The following is a 14,660-nucleotide window of genomic DNA, read 5'->3' on the forward strand; positions in this document are numbered from 1 at the left end:
CTTGAAAAGATTCAGCCCCGCAACTTTCGTGGCAGGGCTGAATCGGAGATCAATGTTCTTCGTATTGCGTAAAGGATGGGTCGGCCAGATCCGCAAAGCGGGTGAATTCCGCCTGGAACGCCAGCTTCACCGTGCCCGTCGGTCCGTGACGCTGCTTGGCGATGATGACATCAGCCGTGCCTTTGACCTTGTCGAACAATGCTTCCCACTCGGCATATTTCGGGTCGGAAATATCGCGCGGTTCCATGTTCTTGACGTAATATTCCTCACGAAACACGAACAGCACCACGTCCGCGTCCTGCTCGATAGAACCGGATTCACGAAGGTCGGAGAGCTGCGGGCGCTTGTCTTCACGGCTTTCCACCTGACGGGAGAGCTGTGAGAGCGCGATGATCGGAACGTTGAGTTCTTTGCCCAGTGCCTTCAGGCCGGTGGTGATCTGGGTGATTTCCTGCACACGGTTTTCACCGCTTTTGCCAGAACCCGTCATCAGCTGAATATAGTCCACCACAAGGCAATCAAGGCCGCGCTGGCGCTTGAGGCGTCGGGCGCGGGCAGAAAGCTGGGCGATGGAGATACCACCCGTCTGGTCGATATAAAGCGGCACTTTCTGCATCATCTGGCTGCACGCCACCAGCTTTTCAAAATCGGCCTCGGTAATTTCACCACGGCGGATTTTGGAAGAGGACACTTCCGTCTGCTCGGAAATGATACGCGTTGCCAGCTGTTCCGACGACATTTCGAGCGAGTAGAAACCGACAACGCCGCCGTTTTTCGCCTTGTAGGAACCGTCCGGCTGAATTTCCTGCTCATAGGACGCAGCAATATTATAAGCGATGTTGGTGGCAAGCGAGGTCTTGCCCATGCCCGGACGTCCCGCGAGCACGATCAAGTCAGACCGTTGCAAGCCACCCATGCGGCCATCCAGAGAATGGATGCCGGTGGAAATGCCCGAGAGGTTGCCGTCGCGTTCAAAGGCAGCCCCCGCCATGTCGATGGCAAGCGATACGGCGTCGTTGAAGGACTGGAAACCGCCGTCATAACGGCCCGTTTCGGCCAATTCGAACAGGCGGCGCTCGGTGTCTTCGATTTGGCTTTGCGGCGGCATGTCCAGCGGTGCGTCGTAAGCGATGTTGACGACGTCCTCACCGATCTGGATCAGCGCACGGCGAAGTGCCAGATCGTAAATGGCACGGCCATAATCTTCCGCGTTGATGATCGATACCGCTTCGGAAGCCAATCGGGCGAGGTATTGCGCAACCGTCAGGTCGCCAACCTTGCCGTCTGCGGGCAGGAAGGTCTTGATCGTCACCGGGTTGGCGGTCTTGCCCATACGAATGATATCACCAGCGACTTCGAAAATCTTGCGGTGCAGCGGCTCGTAGAGGTGCACGGGCTTCAGGAAGTCCGATACGCGATAATAGGCGTCGTTGTTGACGAGAATAGCGCCCAGCAACGCCTGCTCGGCTTCAATATTGTTCGGTGCCTCGCGGTACAGCGGTTCGGCAGCCGGGGCGGGGGTGATCTTCCTCACAGCGTCATTCATGGTTTGTGTGATCTCCCTTGAGCCTTCTTGATCTTGCAAGTCTGCCGGTTTGAAGCGTGCCATGGCGGCAGTCAATGACATTGCGGCAACAGTGTCGCCAGCATTGCGGGATTGGCGACAAGTGGCATCACAAAGCACGTTGTCCCCACTAATCCACAGGGTGATTCGCACTCCTGTGAGCAGCGAAAACGAATCACTCGTGCCGTGCCATGATTCTACGGCATGGCTGCCATCCGGGCAAAGCATCTTGCGTTTTCTCGAAATCGAAAATAAATAGGCATAAAATAGATAGCGTGCTAATTATAAGGTGTGATTACATTGTCTCGGGCAACTGAAAAAGAGCAGCTTTTTGATGAGATGGCGGCTTTCAACCGAAAGCTCCGGTCTTTCTTCGATGCGCGTGTGGCTGAGAAGGGGCTGACCCTTGCGCGGGCCAGAATGCTGTTTGCCCTGTCGCGCCGTGGTCCGCTGACGCAAAAGGAACTGGCCGAGGAGCTGGAAATCGAAACGCCGACTTTGGTGCGTGTGCTTGATGCCATGGAGAAACAAAGTCTCATAGAGCGGCGTTCTGACGAAGTGGACCGGCGCGCAAAGCGCATACACATGACGCCGGAAGGTGTTAGTGTATTTGGAGACGTGGATATGCAGGCAAAGGCCATGCGCGCAGAGATCGCCGCCGATATTTCGACGGATAATATCCGCGCCGCATTGGAGGTGGTTCGCCGCCTCTCGGCCAACCTGCAAAATCTCGCTGGGGAAAAGGTGCAGCCGTGAGCAATGCTGTTTCAGATATGCGCGACGTGCCGGAAGAGGAAACTGCCAAACCAGCGGCAGTGGAGGCCACAGCTGCGCCCGCGCAGCCAGCGGAAAAATCCTTTTGGATGAAGCTGCTCTATATTGCCTCCGGCATGTGTTTTTTCATCACGCAGGGCATGGGCATGAACATCGTCATGGCCAATCTTTACCAGTTGCAGGGTGAATTCTCGGCCACTGTTGCAGAGGTCGCGTGGCTTTCAGCAGCCTATATGGCCCCTTATGCCACGCTCTCCATCGCGCTGTTCAAAATACGGTCTCAATATGGACTTCGCCCGTTCGCTGAAATCAGCATCATCATGTTTGTCTTTGCGTCCTGTCTGAACCTCTTTGTGACGGACCTGCATTCGGCCATCGTTGTGCGCTTCGTCAGCGGCATGGCGGCAGCACCACTATCTTCGCTTGGCTTTCTTTATATTCTGGAAGCCTTCCCGGCTCATCGCAAACTGACGGTGGGCCTCAGCATCGCGCTCACAGGCACACTCTTGTCATCGCCAATTGCCCGCATCGTGTCGCCATCGCTGCTGCAAATAGATGGTTGGCAGGCGCTTTACAGCATGGAGGTGGGACTTGCGCTTGCGGTTCTGCCCATCATTTACCTGCTGCCACTTACGGCACCCCCACGCGTCAAGGTCATAGAGCGCATCGATATCTTGAGTTATCTGCTGTTTGCCGGTGGTCTGGGCTGTCTGGCGGTGTTCCTCACGCTCGGGCGCTTCTACTGGTGGTTCGAAACGTGGTGGCTTGGCGTGTTGCTGGCAACATCTGTCGGCCTTTTGACCGTGATGACCTTGATCGAGCTGCCGCGAAAGAACCCGATGCTGGATTTTCGCTGGATATTTTCCCGCACCAATCTGCATATGATCGCGGTCCTGCTGATCTACCGTGCCGTATCGTCTGAACAGGCATCAACGGCAGTCGGTCTCTACCAGCAGCTTGGTCTGTTGAACGATCAGACGACCAGTCTCTACACGCTCATCATTGTGGCCACCCTGCTTGGCGGCGCGGCATGTGCGTTGCTGATGATGACGAAATATGTCGATACGGCGCATGTGATCTCTCTGTCCTTGATTGCGCTTGGCGCTTTCATGGATAGCGATTTGACCAATCTGGTCAGACCCGAGCAAATGTATCTGAGCCAGGCGATGATTGCCTTCGGTGCCGCCATGTTCCTGCCGCCGGTCATGGCGAAGGGGTTTGGTGCGGCCCTTGCCAAAGGCGCGCCTTATCTCGTCAACTTCATCACCATCTTCCTGTTCACGCAGATTACGGGATCGATGCTGACATCCGGCCTTCTCGGCAGCTTTGTGACGTTGCGCGAAAAATTCCATTCCAATATTCTGACGGAAAGCATTCTCTTGCAAAACCCGCAGGTCGCGCAGCGTGTCAGCCAACTTTCGGCAGCATATAGCCACGTCATCAACGATCCGTTGTTGTTAAAGGCGGAAGGTCTCTCCCTGCTTGGCCAGCAGGTGACACGCGAAGCTTACATACTGGCGTATAATGACACGTTTTTGCTCATCTCCGTCTGCGCCGCTGCTGCTCTTGTCATGCTTCTCATTCATCTTGCGTGGTTGCGTATCAAGCCTTTGCTGCAAAGCGGGCAGGATGCTATCGCCACTCCTCAGTCCTGATTATCCAGAGATATAAAAATGCTGAAGAAAATATTCACTCCCCTTACTCTCATCGTGCTCATGGGTGGCGTTGCAGGTGTTGCACTGGTGCTTTACGCCTGGCGCCTGCCCCCGTTTTCCAGCTCCGTGGAAACGACCGATAACGCCTATGTGCGCGGTTACGTCACCACACTCAGCCCGCAAATCAGCGGTTATGTCATGGATGTTCCGGTGAAGGATTATCAGGAGGTCAAACAGGGCGACCTTCTGGCCAAGGTCGATGACCGCATTTTCCGCCAGAAACTGGCGCAGGCCGACGCCTCACTCGACAGCCAGAAAGCGGCTTTCGACAATTCGCGCCAGCAGGAAATTGCCGCAAATGCCAACATCGCTTCCGGCCAGGCAGCAATCGATGGCGCGCAAGCCTCGCTGAAACAGGCGCAGCTTGCCGCAGATCGTCAGGACAATTTGATCCGCAGCGGTGTCGGCACCTCCAGCTTGCAGGAAGAGGCACAAGCCAGCCTCGACAAAGCCCGGGCCGGTCTTTCACAGGCCAAGGCCGCACTCGAAGTGGCACGGCAGGATTTGCAGACCATCATCATCAATCGCGGCTCGTTGCAGGCCGCAGTCGCCAACGCCGAAGCGGCAGTGGAACTGGCAAAGATCGATCTTCAAAACACCGAAATCCGCACTCCGATAGATGGCAAATTGGGTGAAGTCGGCGTTCGCATCGGCCAGTACGTTACGGCGGGAACGCAACTGATGGCGGTTGTTCCGCATGACATCTGGGTCGTTGCCAATTTCAAGGAAACCCAGCTCGCCGGCATGGAAGCCGGACAAGTCGTATCGATCTCCGTGGATGCCCTGCACCGCAGAAAACTGACAGGAAAAGTGGAGCGCTTCTCCCCCGCCGCCGGCTCCGAATTCGCCGTCATCAAACCAGACAACGCCACCGGCAACTTCGTAAAAATTGCCCAACGCCTCGGCGTGCGGATCTCCATCGATGCCGATCAACCGCTGGCGGCAGAGCTTTCACCGGGCATGTCGGTTGAGGTGCGGGTGGATAAAAGCAAGGCACCGCAAGGTGGAGAGACTGCTGCGAAATAAACGCAAACCGCCGCGGGCAGGGCGCTGTTCCTGTCCGCGACTACACTGCGTTCCAATCTGCCGGCAGGCAGAAGATGTCGCGAAAGCCCCTATCGCCTAAAGGCGTGATCCGCAGTGCCCGGCTGTCCGGGCGCCTAGCGATCCACCCCAATTCCAGCGTCCGATCCAGAAGGGCGGCACCCACGCGCCCTGCAATGTGGTGACGGCGCTCGCTCCAATCCAGACATACCAGGCACAGTGGTCGCTTCGAGCGTGTGCCATCGTCAAGATCGATCCCGAAATCCTTCAAGAATCCCTTGCCGTCATCGGTTACGAGCGCGCCTTCGTCTGACAGAATGATGCGTCCGCTTGTCGAAAGACTATCGGCCATGGCGACGGCCAGCCTGCCTGCGATATGGTCGTAACAGCTACGGGCGGTGCGCATGTCCTTTTCTTTCGGACCGACGGGATGGTGTCGCTTCGGTCCATCGGCGGCGATGTTCATCAAGGCATCGATGCCATGCGCCACTTGGCGGGAGGCCAGACGGTAATAGCGATGCCGCCCCTGTTTCACGGTCGAGAGAAGATTGGCGTCCACCATCTTTGCCAGATGGCCACTGCCGGTTTGCGCGGTTATACCGGCCTGCCGGGAAAGCTCTCCAGCGGTCAGGGCCTGTCCGCCCATCAATGCGCAGAGCATATTGGCACGGGTGGTATCACCGATGAGATGTGCGATGGCGGCGATTGTGTTGGGCGAAGCGATATTGGTCATTTCAGAAAGTTAGCACCAAAGCGCGTGGCCGTCAGCGGGGCATTGTTCGGTCGCTGCCGAAGCATCCGGGCTGCCAACATCGCTATAGGGATGAGCCTATGCGTGATTTAAGGAAGAAATGAATGACTGGAAAATTCGGGCTGCTTCGGGAACTCGGCCTGCTGGTTCTCCTGGGGTGCCTCTGGGGCAGCTCCTACACATTTATCAAGATCGGTATCGAGACCATACCGCCAATCACGTTGATTGCGGCGCGAACCGCGATTGCGGGAGGTATCCTGCTGGCCATCATCCTTTTGCGAGGACTGAGCCTGCCGAAAGACCTTGATCTCTGGAAGCGCTTCGCCATTCAGGCGCTTCTCAACAGCGTGCTGCCATTCACGCTGATCGCTTGGGCAGAGCACTATATCGACGCCGGGCTGGCGGTGATCCTCAATTCACTGACGCCGGTTTTCACTTTTCTCCTGACGCTTCTCATCACGCGTCATGAGACGTTGAGCGGTCGCAAACTGTTCGGCGTTATGATCGGTCTGGTCGGCACGGTGGTGATGATCGGCATTCAGGCTCTCGATGGCTTGGGAAATGTCGTGCTCGCCCAGCTTGCCGTTATTCTGGCAACGGTCTTTTATGCAGGCGCTGCGATCTTCGGAAAGAATTTCAAAGGCATCGATTCGATGATACCTGCTGCCGCCTCGCTGATGTGCGGCGCGGTCATTCTTATTCCGCTCAGCGCAGTCGTAGACCGTCCATGGGAGCTTGCACCATCGGCCAGATCGATCATGGCGTTGCTGGGCCTATCGGTGTTTTCCACGGCGCTCGCCTTCACCATCTACTTCCGGCTTGTCCACACGCTGGGGTCTTTGGGAACAACCGCGCAGGCCTATGTGAGAGTGCCCGTGGGTGTTGCCATCGGCGTCGTGTTTCTGGGGGAGCAACTCCATGCCACGACGATGATTGGCCTCGTCTGCATCTTGGCGGGTGTCATCGCCATGACGATGCCATCGCGGGCTCTGAGCTTTGGACGGCGATCGGTTGCTGCAAAGCAGGATGCTTAGGCATCTTCAAATCGCCTATAGACACGCAAAAACCCCGGATGTCTCCATCCGGGGTTTCTGTGTTCAGCCGTAAAGGCTGAAAACGATTACTCGTCGTCGCCGTTGAATTCTGCGTCTGGATCAAAGAAGTCTTCTGGGCGAAGAGCGTCTTCGTCAACGCCGTAGATGGCGTCAGCAGATGTGAGGCTTTCACCCTTGGACTGACGCTCGGCTTCTTCACCAGAACGAGCAACGTTCAGTTCAACAGACAGTTCAACTTCGGAGTGAAGGTGAAGCGTAACGTTGTGCAAACCGATGGTCTTGATCGGTGTGTTGAGTTCGACCTGGTTGCGGCCGATGTTGAAGCCTTCAGCGCCGAGGATTTCAACAACGTCACGGGCAGCAACAGAGCCGTACAGCTGGCCGGTTTCGCCAGCGGAACGAACAACGATGAAGCTCTTGCCTGCGAGGGCGTCGGCAACAGTCTGTGCTTCGGACTTGCGCTCAAGGTTACGAGCTTCGAGCGTTGCGCGCTCAGCTTCGAAACGGTTCTTGTTGGCAGCGTTGGCGCGAAGAGCCTTGCCCTGTGGCAGCAGGAAGTTACGTGCGTAGCCGTCACGAACCTTTACGGTTTCGCCCATCTGGCCAAGCTTTGCGATGCGTTCGAGAAGGATGACTTGCATCTTCTTGATCCTTTCTAGTTTTTGGTTTCGTTTGTGTTGTCGGTGTTCCGCACCGGGGTGAGGGAGATTGTGCTGCGCACGTCCCTCAAACCCAGTACAAGAATGATGAGCAGCGGAAATACAAAGATCGCTGAAAGATAGGCAAGAACGAGAACCGGCAAACGCCAGTCCTTGCCCTTGGAACGGTGGTGCAGCGAGGCATAGCCCGCCATCAGGAAGCCAGCGCCGAACGTGCCGCAGATGACTGCGCCAACCATCGATGCCACGCCTCCGAAGAATGTCAGCACGATGCCGCCGAGGAAGATGAAGATTGCATTGCGGTGCATACGCAGCGCTGCTGAAATATCTTCACGCGGACGCAGACCCTTGCCGAAGGAGCGCACCATACGGCTGGCAAAATAATAGGCGGCGAAAAGGATGATGACCCAAAGCCCGCCCTGAACCATGGGCAACATCAGCACCAGCAGGGACTTGGTTTGCCCCAGCGCTGCGGCGTCAGGTGTGAAGGATGGCTCGCGCGTCTGAACAGACGTCATCATCAAATCGACCATCTGCGAAACGAGATCCGGGCCGTAGCCGATCATCGTGCCGAGAATGATGACGGAGATGGTGATCAATCCACAGAGATGCAGAACGATGCCGGAAAGCGGATACCAGGCGATCAGATCGTCAGGGCCGCCGATTTCGGAGGCAGGACGTGCAAGATTGGCAAGGTGGGAGAGCCAGCCAGCCGGGACCAGCGTAAAAATCGAGATCGTCACGGCAAACAGCGGCGAAACCGCAAGCGCGCCAAGGAAGGCAGCGGACAGCACGGCGACGATGGCAGAGGCATTGCCCCAACCCAGACCGGCAACCAGCACGGGCATGGCGGACGCAGCATACAGCAGGAAAGACATGGACGACTGTGCCGTTGCGCCGAGCGTGAGAAACGCTGCGCATATGCCGGCAAGGATGCCGGAGATCAGCACTGTCTGGTTCAGTTTTGGCACTTCGCTGTCCTGCTTAACGTTTGTAGCAGTTAGAGGATGGTTCGATGAACCTGATCCCCAACATGGGTTTTCATTTCAAGATCGATCCGCGCCCAACGCGGAAGGAAACGAGGCCGCGCTAACAAGCGCAGCCTCGTCAAGTCAATTAAGACAGAACGTAAGGCAGCAGGCCGAGGAAACGAGCGCGCTTGATCGCCTGAGCGAGTTCGCGCTGCTTCTTCTGGGAAACAGCTGTGATACGGGAAGGAACGATCTTGCCACGCTCAGAAATGTAGCGCTGCAAAAGACGTACATCCTTGTAGTCGATCTTCGGTGCGTTTGCGCCGGAGAAAGGGCACGTCTTGCGACGGCGGTGGAACGGGCGGCGTGCCTGAGAAGAAGATGCGTCAGCCATTATATATGCTCCTTATGCACGGTCTTCGCGCGGACGGCGCGGACGGTCTTCACGGTCGCCGAAGCCACCTTCGCGTGGTGGACGAGGACCACGATCGAAGCCGCCTTCACGCGGGCCACGGTCAGGACGGTCGCCATCGCGGCGCGGACGGTCATCACGGTCGCGCTTCTGCATCATTGCAGATGGGCCTTCTTCGTGGGCTTCCACGGAGATGGTCATGTAGCGAAGAACGTCTTCGTTGATGCGCATCTGACGCTCAACTTCGTGAACAGCCGCTGCAGGAGCGTCGATGTCCAGAAGAGCGTAGTGAGCCTTGCGGTTCTTCTTGATGCGGTATGTCAGGGACTTGAGGCCCCAGTTTTCGACGCGTCCGACTTTACCGCCGAACGATTCGATAACGCCCTTGTACTGCTCGACAAGTGCGTCAACCTGCTGGGCAGTGATATCCTGCCGGGCAAGGAAGATGTGTTCGTAAAGAGCCATTGTAGCTTTTGCCTTTCTTGCGTTTATCAAACAACCCGGCAACGGCGCTAAGCCTCAACGACTGCTCCTGAACGGCCAAAAGCCGTAGGCAAGAAAAGTGTTGTTCGAGACGGTCGAGAGCGGAGACACGGGAGGCCGGAAAAACCTTATGGTTCCTGCTGTTCCGTTTCCGAAACCAGCCCTCCGTTCAGCCACCAGCCATAAGACCGGGTGTTGTGAACAGCGCGCTTATACGGATTTCTGGCAGGAATGCAAGTGTTCCATAGAAAAGCGCGCTGAGGATCCTTCAATTAGATCGGCATTGGATACTGGCGGTGAATATCGGCAATGGCCTTCAAGACTTCATCCGAGAGCTTCACATCAGCCGAACCAATATCGACCTTCAACTGCTCGACGCTGGTTGCGCCGATGATGGAGGAGGCGAGGAAGGGGCGGGTGAGGGTGAAGGCGATGGCGAGTTGGGCCGGGTCGATTTCGTGTTTGTTCGCCAGTTCCAGATAGGCCTTGACCGGCGCTTCCTGCAAGGGTTGCAGACGTCCGCCGATATCCTTGTTGATGCTGCCGCGTGACCCTTCTGGCCGTCCGCCGTTCTGGTACTTGCCGGTCAGAATGCCGCCAGCCAGTGGCGAATAGGCCAGCAGGCCGACATTTTCGTGGTGTGCCACCTCTGACAGATCGAGATCGAAGGCGCGGTAGAGCAGGTTATATTCGTTCTGGATGGAGGCGACGCGCGGCAGGCCCTTGGCCTCTGCAATATCAATGTATTTCTGCGTGCCCCATGCGCTTTCATTGGAAAGGCCGATGGCGCGAATCTTTCCGGCCTTCACCAGTTCGCCCAGCGTTTCCAGCTTTTCATTGATTTCGGACAGGGTCTTTTGTGTATCCTGACCGGAAGCATCAAAGCCCCATGCGCCACGGAAGTGGTAGGTGCCACGGTTTGGCCAATGGATCTGGTAAAGATCGATATAATCGGTTTTCAGCCGCGTCAGACTGGTTTCAACAGCTTCGCGAATAGAAGCCGCGTCGATATCGCGACCGCCGCGAATGTAATCACGTCCCGAACCGGCAACCTTGGTGGCAAGAACGACATCCTTGCGCTTGCCGGATTTCTGGAACCATGTGCCGATATATTCTTCGGTGCGGCCCTGCGTTTCGGGAGACACCGGCGTTGTGGGATAAAGTTCAGCCGTATCGAAAAAATTGACGCCATGTTCGATGGCGTAATCCATCTGGGCATGGGCTTCCGCTTCGCTGTTCTGGGTGCCCCATGTCATCGTGCCAAGGCAGATTTCGGACACGGAGATATCCGTGCGGCCCAAGATATTTTGTTTCATGGAAATGTCTCGCTAATGGGAAGGTGGCATGAAGGTAGTGCGGAATTGTCGTGGCGCAAGAAAAAATATTCCAAAGCATATTTCGCAAAAGTGTGCAGCGGTTTTGCGATGAAGACATGCGCCAGAACAAATGAATCTCTGTGGAGTAGATGGGTGAAAACCCGCTCCAATGAGCCTCAAAAGTCGTAAAGCCTTGACTCTGCGGGCGGGAATGTGAATGGAAAACCCAATAATGATAGGGACGGCCAGAAGAGAAGGACCATATCCCATGGCTATCGCATTTACATTTCCAGGTCAGGGCAGCCAGGCTGTCGGCATGGGCAAGGAACTTGCTGAAAACTTTGCGGAGGCCCGCGCGGTCTTTGAAGAGGTCGATGAGGCGCTGGGCCAGAAGCTTTCCGACGTTCTGTGGAATGGCCCGGAAGAAACATTGACGCTGACGGCAAATGCCCAGCCAGCGCTGATGGCTGTTTCCGTTGCCGTCATCCGTGTGCTGGAAGCGCGTGGCTTGAACCTCGCTGACAAGGTCTCCTATGTCGCCGGTCATTCGCTTGGCGAATATTCGGCGCTCTGTGCTGCCGGAACCTTCTCGCTTGCTGATACAGCCCGTCTGCTGCGCATTCGTGGCAATGCCATGCAGGCTGCAGTGCCGGTGGGTCAGGGCGCGATGGCCGCCATTATTGGTCTTGAGCATGGCGATGTCGAAGCCATCTGCAAGGAAGCCGCTGCGGACGGCATTTGCCAGATTGCCAACGACAATGGCGGCGGACAGCTGGTTATTTCCGGTGCGAAGGCTCCTGTTGAAAAAGCAGCGGCGCTAGCCTCTGAAAAAGGTGCAAAGCGCGCCATCATGCTGCCGGTTTCTGCGCCCTTCCATTCGGCGCTCATGGCCCCTGCGGCAGACGCGATGCGCGAAGCACTGGCAGGTGTAACAAAGCATAGCCCCATCGTTCCTTTGATCGCCAACGTGCGTGCTGCTCCAGTGACGGATGCAAGCGAAATCGCAAAGCTGCTGGTAGAGCAGGTCACGGGTCAGGTTCGCTGGCGCGAAACCGTGGAGTGGTTTGCGGCAAACGATGTTACGACGCTGTATGAAATCGGCTCCGGTAAGGTGCTGACGGGTCTTGCCCGCCGCATCGACAAGACGGTGAACGGCATTGCCGTCAACACGCCTGCCGATATCGACGCCGCCCTGCAAACTCTTCTCGGCTGAGACCAAGATATAACAAAGGATAAACACCATGTTTGATCTGACCGGCCGCAAGGCTCTTATTACCGGTGCTACCGGCGGCATTGGCGAAGAAATTGCCCGCACGCTGCATGCACAGGGTGCAATCGTTGGCCTGCACGGCACCCGCGTTGAAAAGCTGGAAGCGCTGGCTTCCGAGCTTGGCGAACGCGTCAAGATTTTCCCGGCAAACCTTGCCGACCGCGCTGAAGTGAAGGCGCTGGGCGAAAAGGCTGAAGCCGATCTGGAAGGTGTGGACATTCTCGTCAACAATGCCGGCATCACCAAGGACGGTCTTTTTGTTCGCATGAGCGATGAGGACTGGGACAATGTGATCGAGGTCAATCTGACATCGATGTTCCGCCTGACGCGCGAACTGACACATCCGATGATGCGCCGCCGTTTTGGCCGCATCATCAACATCACATCCATCGTTGGCGTCACCGGCAATCCGGGACAGGCAAACTATTGCGCGTCCAAGGCTGGCATGATTGGCCTGTCCAAGTCGCTGGCGCAGGAAATCGCCACCCGCAACGTGACGGTCAACTGTGTTGCCCCCGGTTTCATTGAAAGCGCGATGACCGGTAAGCTGAACGACAAGCAGAAAGATGCCATCATGGGCGCCATTCCCATGAAGCGTATGGGCACAGGTGCGGAAATTGCATCTGCTGTTCTCTATCTCGCATCCAACGAAGCGAGCTATATGACGGGCCAGACGCTGCACGTTAACGGCGGTATGGCGATGATTTAACAATCTCGTGCGCGGCGCGGTGCGGGAAAAATGCCTGTAGAGCAAGATGGTTAGCACTATTTTAAGGCTTTTTTCCCGCAGAAAACCGTGTTAAGCGGGCGAAGACTGTGAACAGTCGTCCCGGAAACAAAAGCGACCGTTGCGATTTCTCGCGGCGATGTTTAGCTTGAACCGGGTTGAACGGGTTTGCCCACGGTGCCTTCCTTGAAAGGCGCTTGGGGGTTGTAACAGGGCAGGGTGTCTGAAGAGGGCATTCCTTTCAAAATAAAGGTCGAGGAAACCGACATGAGCGATATCGCAGAACGCGTAAAGAAAATTGTAGTTGATCATCTTGGCGTTGACGCCGAAAAAGTCGTTGAGGGCGCAAGCTTTATCGACGATCTGGGCGCCGACTCGCTCGACACCGTTGAACTGGTTATGGCGTTCGAAGAAGAATTCGGCGTTGAAATCCCGGACGACGCAGCTGACTCGATCCTGACTGTGGGCGACGCTGTCAAGTTCATCGAAAAGGCTCAGGCCTAATCGCTTGAAAAGCCAAGGGAAGGCATCTGCCTTCCCGATATGGCCCGGCCAGTCCGGGCCAATATTTTATCCTGCGGCACTCGGCATCGCGCGAGTGTTGTAAATAGCATAGCGATGAATGGGTAAGGGCGGAGCATTGGCGATGAGACGTGTCGTTATCACCGGTACCGGCATGGTATCTCCTCTTGGATGCGGAACGGAAATCACCTGGGAACGGCTTTTGGCCGGACACAATGGTGCGCGTCTCGTAACCGAGTTTGAGGTCGAAGATCTTCCTGCAAAAATTGCATGCCGCATCCCCGTCGGCGATGGTTCCAATGGAACGTTCAATGCCGATGACTGGATGGAGCCCAAAGAGCAGCGCAAGGTCGATCCCTTCATTGTTTATGGCATGGCAGCCGCCGAAATGGCGCTGATCGATGCCGACTGGCACCCTTCCAAGGGAACCGACGAAGACCAGATCATGACCGGCGTTCTGATCGGCTCCGGCATTGGTGGTCTGGATGGTATTGTCGAGGCTGGCTATACGCTGCGCGACAAGGGCCCACGCCGCATCTCTCCATTTTTCATTCCCGGCCGTCTGATCAACCTCATTTCCGGACAGGTTTCCATTCGCCACAAGCTGCGCGGACCGAACCATTCCGTCGTGACTGCCTGCTCCACCGGCGCGCACGCCATTGGCGATGCAGCCCGTCTCATCATGCTTGGTGATGCCGATGTGATGGTGGCCGGCGGGGCAGAATCGCCCGTCTGCCGCATTTCGCTTGCCGGTTTTGCCGCCTGCAAGGCGCTGTCCACCCAGCATAATGACGACCCGCAAAAGGCATCGCGCCCCTATGACAAGGACCGTGACGGTTTCGTCATGGGTGAGGGTGCCGGTATTGTCGTGCTGGAAGAGCTGGAACACGCCAAGGCACGCGGCGCAAAGATTTATGCAGAAGTCGTCGGCTACGGCCTTTCCGGCGATGCGTTCCACATCACCGCTCCATCCGAAGATGGCGACGGCGCTTACCGCTGCATGGCGATGGCGCTGAAGCGCGCTGGACTGACGCCTGCCGACATCGACTACATTAACGCGCATGGCACATCCACCATGGCTGATACGATCGAGCTTGGTGCGGTCGAGCGTCTGGTTGGCGATTCGGCATCGAAGATTTCCATGTCGTCCACCAAGTCCGCGACAGGCCATTTGCTGGGTGCAGCCGGTGCCATCGAAGCGATTTTCGCAACGCTTGCCATTCGCGACAACATCGTTCCGCCGACGCTCAACCTCGATAATCCCGATGTTGAAACGCAGATCGATCTGGTGCCGCACAAGGCGCGCAAGCGTCAGGTCAATGTGGCGCTGTCCAACTCCTTCGGTTTTGGTGGCACCAACGCATCTTTGGTTCTGCGCCGTTACGAAGCGTAAATCC

The 14,660-nt window shown here is 56.6% G+C and carries 15 protein-coding genes; 8 read left to right on the plus strand and 7 right to left on the minus strand.

Features of this window, described 5'->3' with window-relative positions; genetic code table 11:
* Window positions 1–49: 49 nt before the first annotated feature.
* Window positions 50–1,546: a replicative DNA helicase gene (locus tag RMR16_RS03760; protein ID WP_320199393.1), complete on the minus strand. Its 1,497-nt coding sequence runs from the start codon at window positions 1,544–1,546 to the stop codon at window positions 50–52.
* Between the two features lie 318 nt (window positions 1,547–1,864).
* Here RMR16_RS03760 and RMR16_RS03765 point away from each other — a divergent pair, with 318 nt between their 5' ends.
* Genes RMR16_RS03765 through RMR16_RS03775 form a run of 3 tightly spaced genes read left to right on the plus strand, consistent with a single transcriptional unit; the run spans window position 1,865 to window position 5,079 of the window.
* Window positions 1,865–2,320: a MarR family winged helix-turn-helix transcriptional regulator gene (locus RMR16_RS03765; protein WP_320199394.1), complete on the plus strand. Its 456-nt coding sequence runs from the start codon at window positions 1,865–1,867 to the stop codon at window positions 2,318–2,320.
* Between the two features lie 17 nt (window positions 2,321–2,337).
* Window positions 2,338–3,993 (plus strand): MFS transporter, encoded by a 1,656-nt coding sequence (locus tag RMR16_RS03770; RefSeq protein WP_320199509.1) that lies wholly within the window; start codon window positions 2,338–2,340, stop codon window positions 3,991–3,993.
* Between the two features lie 18 nt (window positions 3,994–4,011).
* Entirely contained in the window at window positions 4,012–5,079 is a 1,068-nt protein-coding gene (locus tag RMR16_RS03775) for an HlyD family secretion protein (protein WP_320199395.1), read from the plus strand.
* A gap of 40 nt (window positions 5,080–5,119) precedes the next feature.
* Here the strand turns inward: RMR16_RS03775 and RMR16_RS03780 are convergent, their stop codons facing one another.
* The gene (locus RMR16_RS03780; RefSeq protein WP_320199396.1) at window positions 5,120–5,830 is read right to left on the minus strand and encodes an ArsR/SmtB family transcription factor; all 711 of its coding nucleotides are present in this window, start codon (window positions 5,828–5,830) and stop codon (window positions 5,120–5,122) included.
* A 122-nt stretch (window positions 5,831–5,952) separates the two neighbouring features.
* On the opposite strand from RMR16_RS03780, the gene RMR16_RS03785 reads away from it, so the two are divergent.
* Window positions 5,953–6,882: a DMT family transporter gene (locus tag RMR16_RS03785; RefSeq protein ID WP_320199397.1), complete on the plus strand. Its 930-nt coding sequence runs from the start codon at window positions 5,953–5,955 to the stop codon at window positions 6,880–6,882.
* Between the two features lie 86 nt (window positions 6,883–6,968).
* Here RMR16_RS03785 and rplI read toward each other — a convergent pair whose 3' ends face one another.
* The 5 genes from rplI to RMR16_RS03810 form a co-directional block, all read right to left on the minus strand.
* Window positions 6,969–7,544 carry a 50S ribosomal protein L9 gene (gene rplI, locus RMR16_RS03790; protein WP_320199398.1) on the minus strand — a complete coding sequence of 192 codons (576 nt, stop codon included), beginning with the start codon at window positions 7,542–7,544 and terminating at the stop codon, window positions 6,969–6,971.
* A 14-nt stretch (window positions 7,545–7,558) separates the two neighbouring features.
* The gene (locus RMR16_RS03795; RefSeq protein ID WP_320199399.1) at window positions 7,559–8,533 is read right to left on the minus strand and encodes a DUF2232 domain-containing protein; all 975 of its coding nucleotides are present in this window, start codon (window positions 8,531–8,533) and stop codon (window positions 7,559–7,561) included.
* 145 nt (window positions 8,534–8,678) lie between these two features.
* Window positions 8,679–8,927 carry a 30S ribosomal protein S18 gene (rpsR, locus tag RMR16_RS03800; RefSeq protein WP_042618600.1) on the minus strand — a complete coding sequence of 83 codons (249 nt, stop codon included), beginning with the start codon at window positions 8,925–8,927 and terminating at the stop codon, window positions 8,679–8,681.
* Window positions 8,928–8,939: 12 nt separating this feature from the next.
* The gene (gene rpsF, locus RMR16_RS03805; protein ID WP_320199400.1) at window positions 8,940–9,410 is read right to left on the minus strand and encodes a 30S ribosomal protein S6; all 471 of its coding nucleotides are present in this window, start codon (window positions 9,408–9,410) and stop codon (window positions 8,940–8,942) included.
* A 290-nt stretch (window positions 9,411–9,700) separates the two neighbouring features.
* Window positions 9,701–10,744 carry an aldo/keto reductase gene (locus tag RMR16_RS03810; RefSeq protein WP_320199401.1) on the minus strand — a complete coding sequence of 348 codons (1,044 nt, stop codon included), beginning with the start codon at window positions 10,742–10,744 and terminating at the stop codon, window positions 9,701–9,703.
* A gap of 268 nt (window positions 10,745–11,012) precedes the next feature.
* On the opposite strand from RMR16_RS03810, the gene fabD reads away from it, so the two are divergent.
* From fabD to fabF, 4 genes are all read left to right on the plus strand, one after another.
* Entirely contained in the window at window positions 11,013–11,957 is a 945-nt protein-coding gene (fabD, locus tag RMR16_RS03815) for an ACP S-malonyltransferase (protein WP_320199402.1), read from the plus strand.
* A gap of 28 nt (window positions 11,958–11,985) precedes the next feature.
* Window positions 11,986–12,723 carry a 3-oxoacyl-[acyl-carrier-protein] reductase gene (gene fabG, locus RMR16_RS03820; RefSeq protein ID WP_320199403.1) on the plus strand — a complete coding sequence of 246 codons (738 nt, stop codon included), beginning with the start codon at window positions 11,986–11,988 and terminating at the stop codon, window positions 12,721–12,723.
* Window positions 12,724–13,008: 285 nt separating this feature from the next.
* Complete coding sequence (locus RMR16_RS03825) at window positions 13,009–13,245, plus strand: acyl carrier protein (RefSeq protein ID WP_006727438.1); 237 nt, start codon at window positions 13,009–13,011, stop codon at window positions 13,243–13,245.
* Between the two features lie 142 nt (window positions 13,246–13,387).
* The gene (fabF, locus tag RMR16_RS03830) at window positions 13,388–14,656 is read left to right on the plus strand and encodes a beta-ketoacyl-ACP synthase II (protein ID WP_320199404.1); all 1,269 of its coding nucleotides are present in this window, start codon (window positions 13,388–13,390) and stop codon (window positions 14,654–14,656) included.
* The last annotated feature ends 4 nt before the right edge of the window (window positions 14,657–14,660 follow it).

The sequence above is a fragment of the Agrobacterium sp. rho-13.3 genome (assembly GCF_033957765.2).
Taxonomy (GTDB): Bacteria; Pseudomonadota; Alphaproteobacteria; order Rhizobiales; family Rhizobiaceae; genus Agrobacterium.

Bases quoted from the DNA above. Each gene is read 5' to 3' on its own strand.
- rplI (WP_320199398.1), bottom strand. From the start codon at position 7,544: ATGCAAGTCATCCTTCTCGAACGCATCGCAAAGCTTGGCCAGATGGGC.
- RMR16_RS03775 (WP_320199395.1), top strand. From the start codon at position 4,012: ATGCTGAAGAAAATATTCACTCCCCTTACTCTCATCGTGCTCATGGGT.
- RMR16_RS03770 (WP_320199509.1), top strand. From the start codon at position 2,338: ATGCGCGACGTGCCGGAAGAGGAAACTGCCAAACCAGCGGCAGTGGAG.
- rpsF (WP_320199400.1), bottom strand. From the start codon at position 9,410: ATGGCTCTTTACGAACACATCTTCCTTGCCCGGCAGGATATCACTGCC.
- RMR16_RS03780 (WP_320199396.1), bottom strand. From the start codon at position 5,830: ATGACCAATATCGCTTCGCCCAACACAATCGCCGCCATCGCACATCTC.
- fabF (WP_320199404.1), top strand. From the start codon at position 13,388: ATGAGACGTGTCGTTATCACCGGTACCGGCATGGTATCTCCTCTTGGA.
- rpsR (WP_042618600.1), bottom strand. From the start codon at position 8,927: ATGGCTGACGCATCTTCTTCTCAGGCACGCCGCCCGTTCCACCGCCGT.
- RMR16_RS03825 (WP_006727438.1), top strand. From the start codon at position 13,009: ATGAGCGATATCGCAGAACGCGTAAAGAAAATTGTAGTTGATCATCTT.
- fabG (WP_320199403.1), top strand. From the start codon at position 11,986: ATGTTTGATCTGACCGGCCGCAAGGCTCTTATTACCGGTGCTACCGGC.
- RMR16_RS03760 (WP_320199393.1), bottom strand. From the start codon at position 1,546: ATGAATGACGCTGTGAGGAAGATCACCCCCGCCCCGGCTGCCGAACCG.
- RMR16_RS03785 (WP_320199397.1), top strand. From the start codon at position 5,953: ATGACTGGAAAATTCGGGCTGCTTCGGGAACTCGGCCTGCTGGTTCTC.
- fabD (WP_320199402.1), top strand. From the start codon at position 11,013: ATGGCTATCGCATTTACATTTCCAGGTCAGGGCAGCCAGGCTGTCGGC.
- RMR16_RS03810 (WP_320199401.1), bottom strand. From the start codon at position 10,744: ATGAAACAAAATATCTTGGGCCGCACGGATATCTCCGTGTCCGAAATC.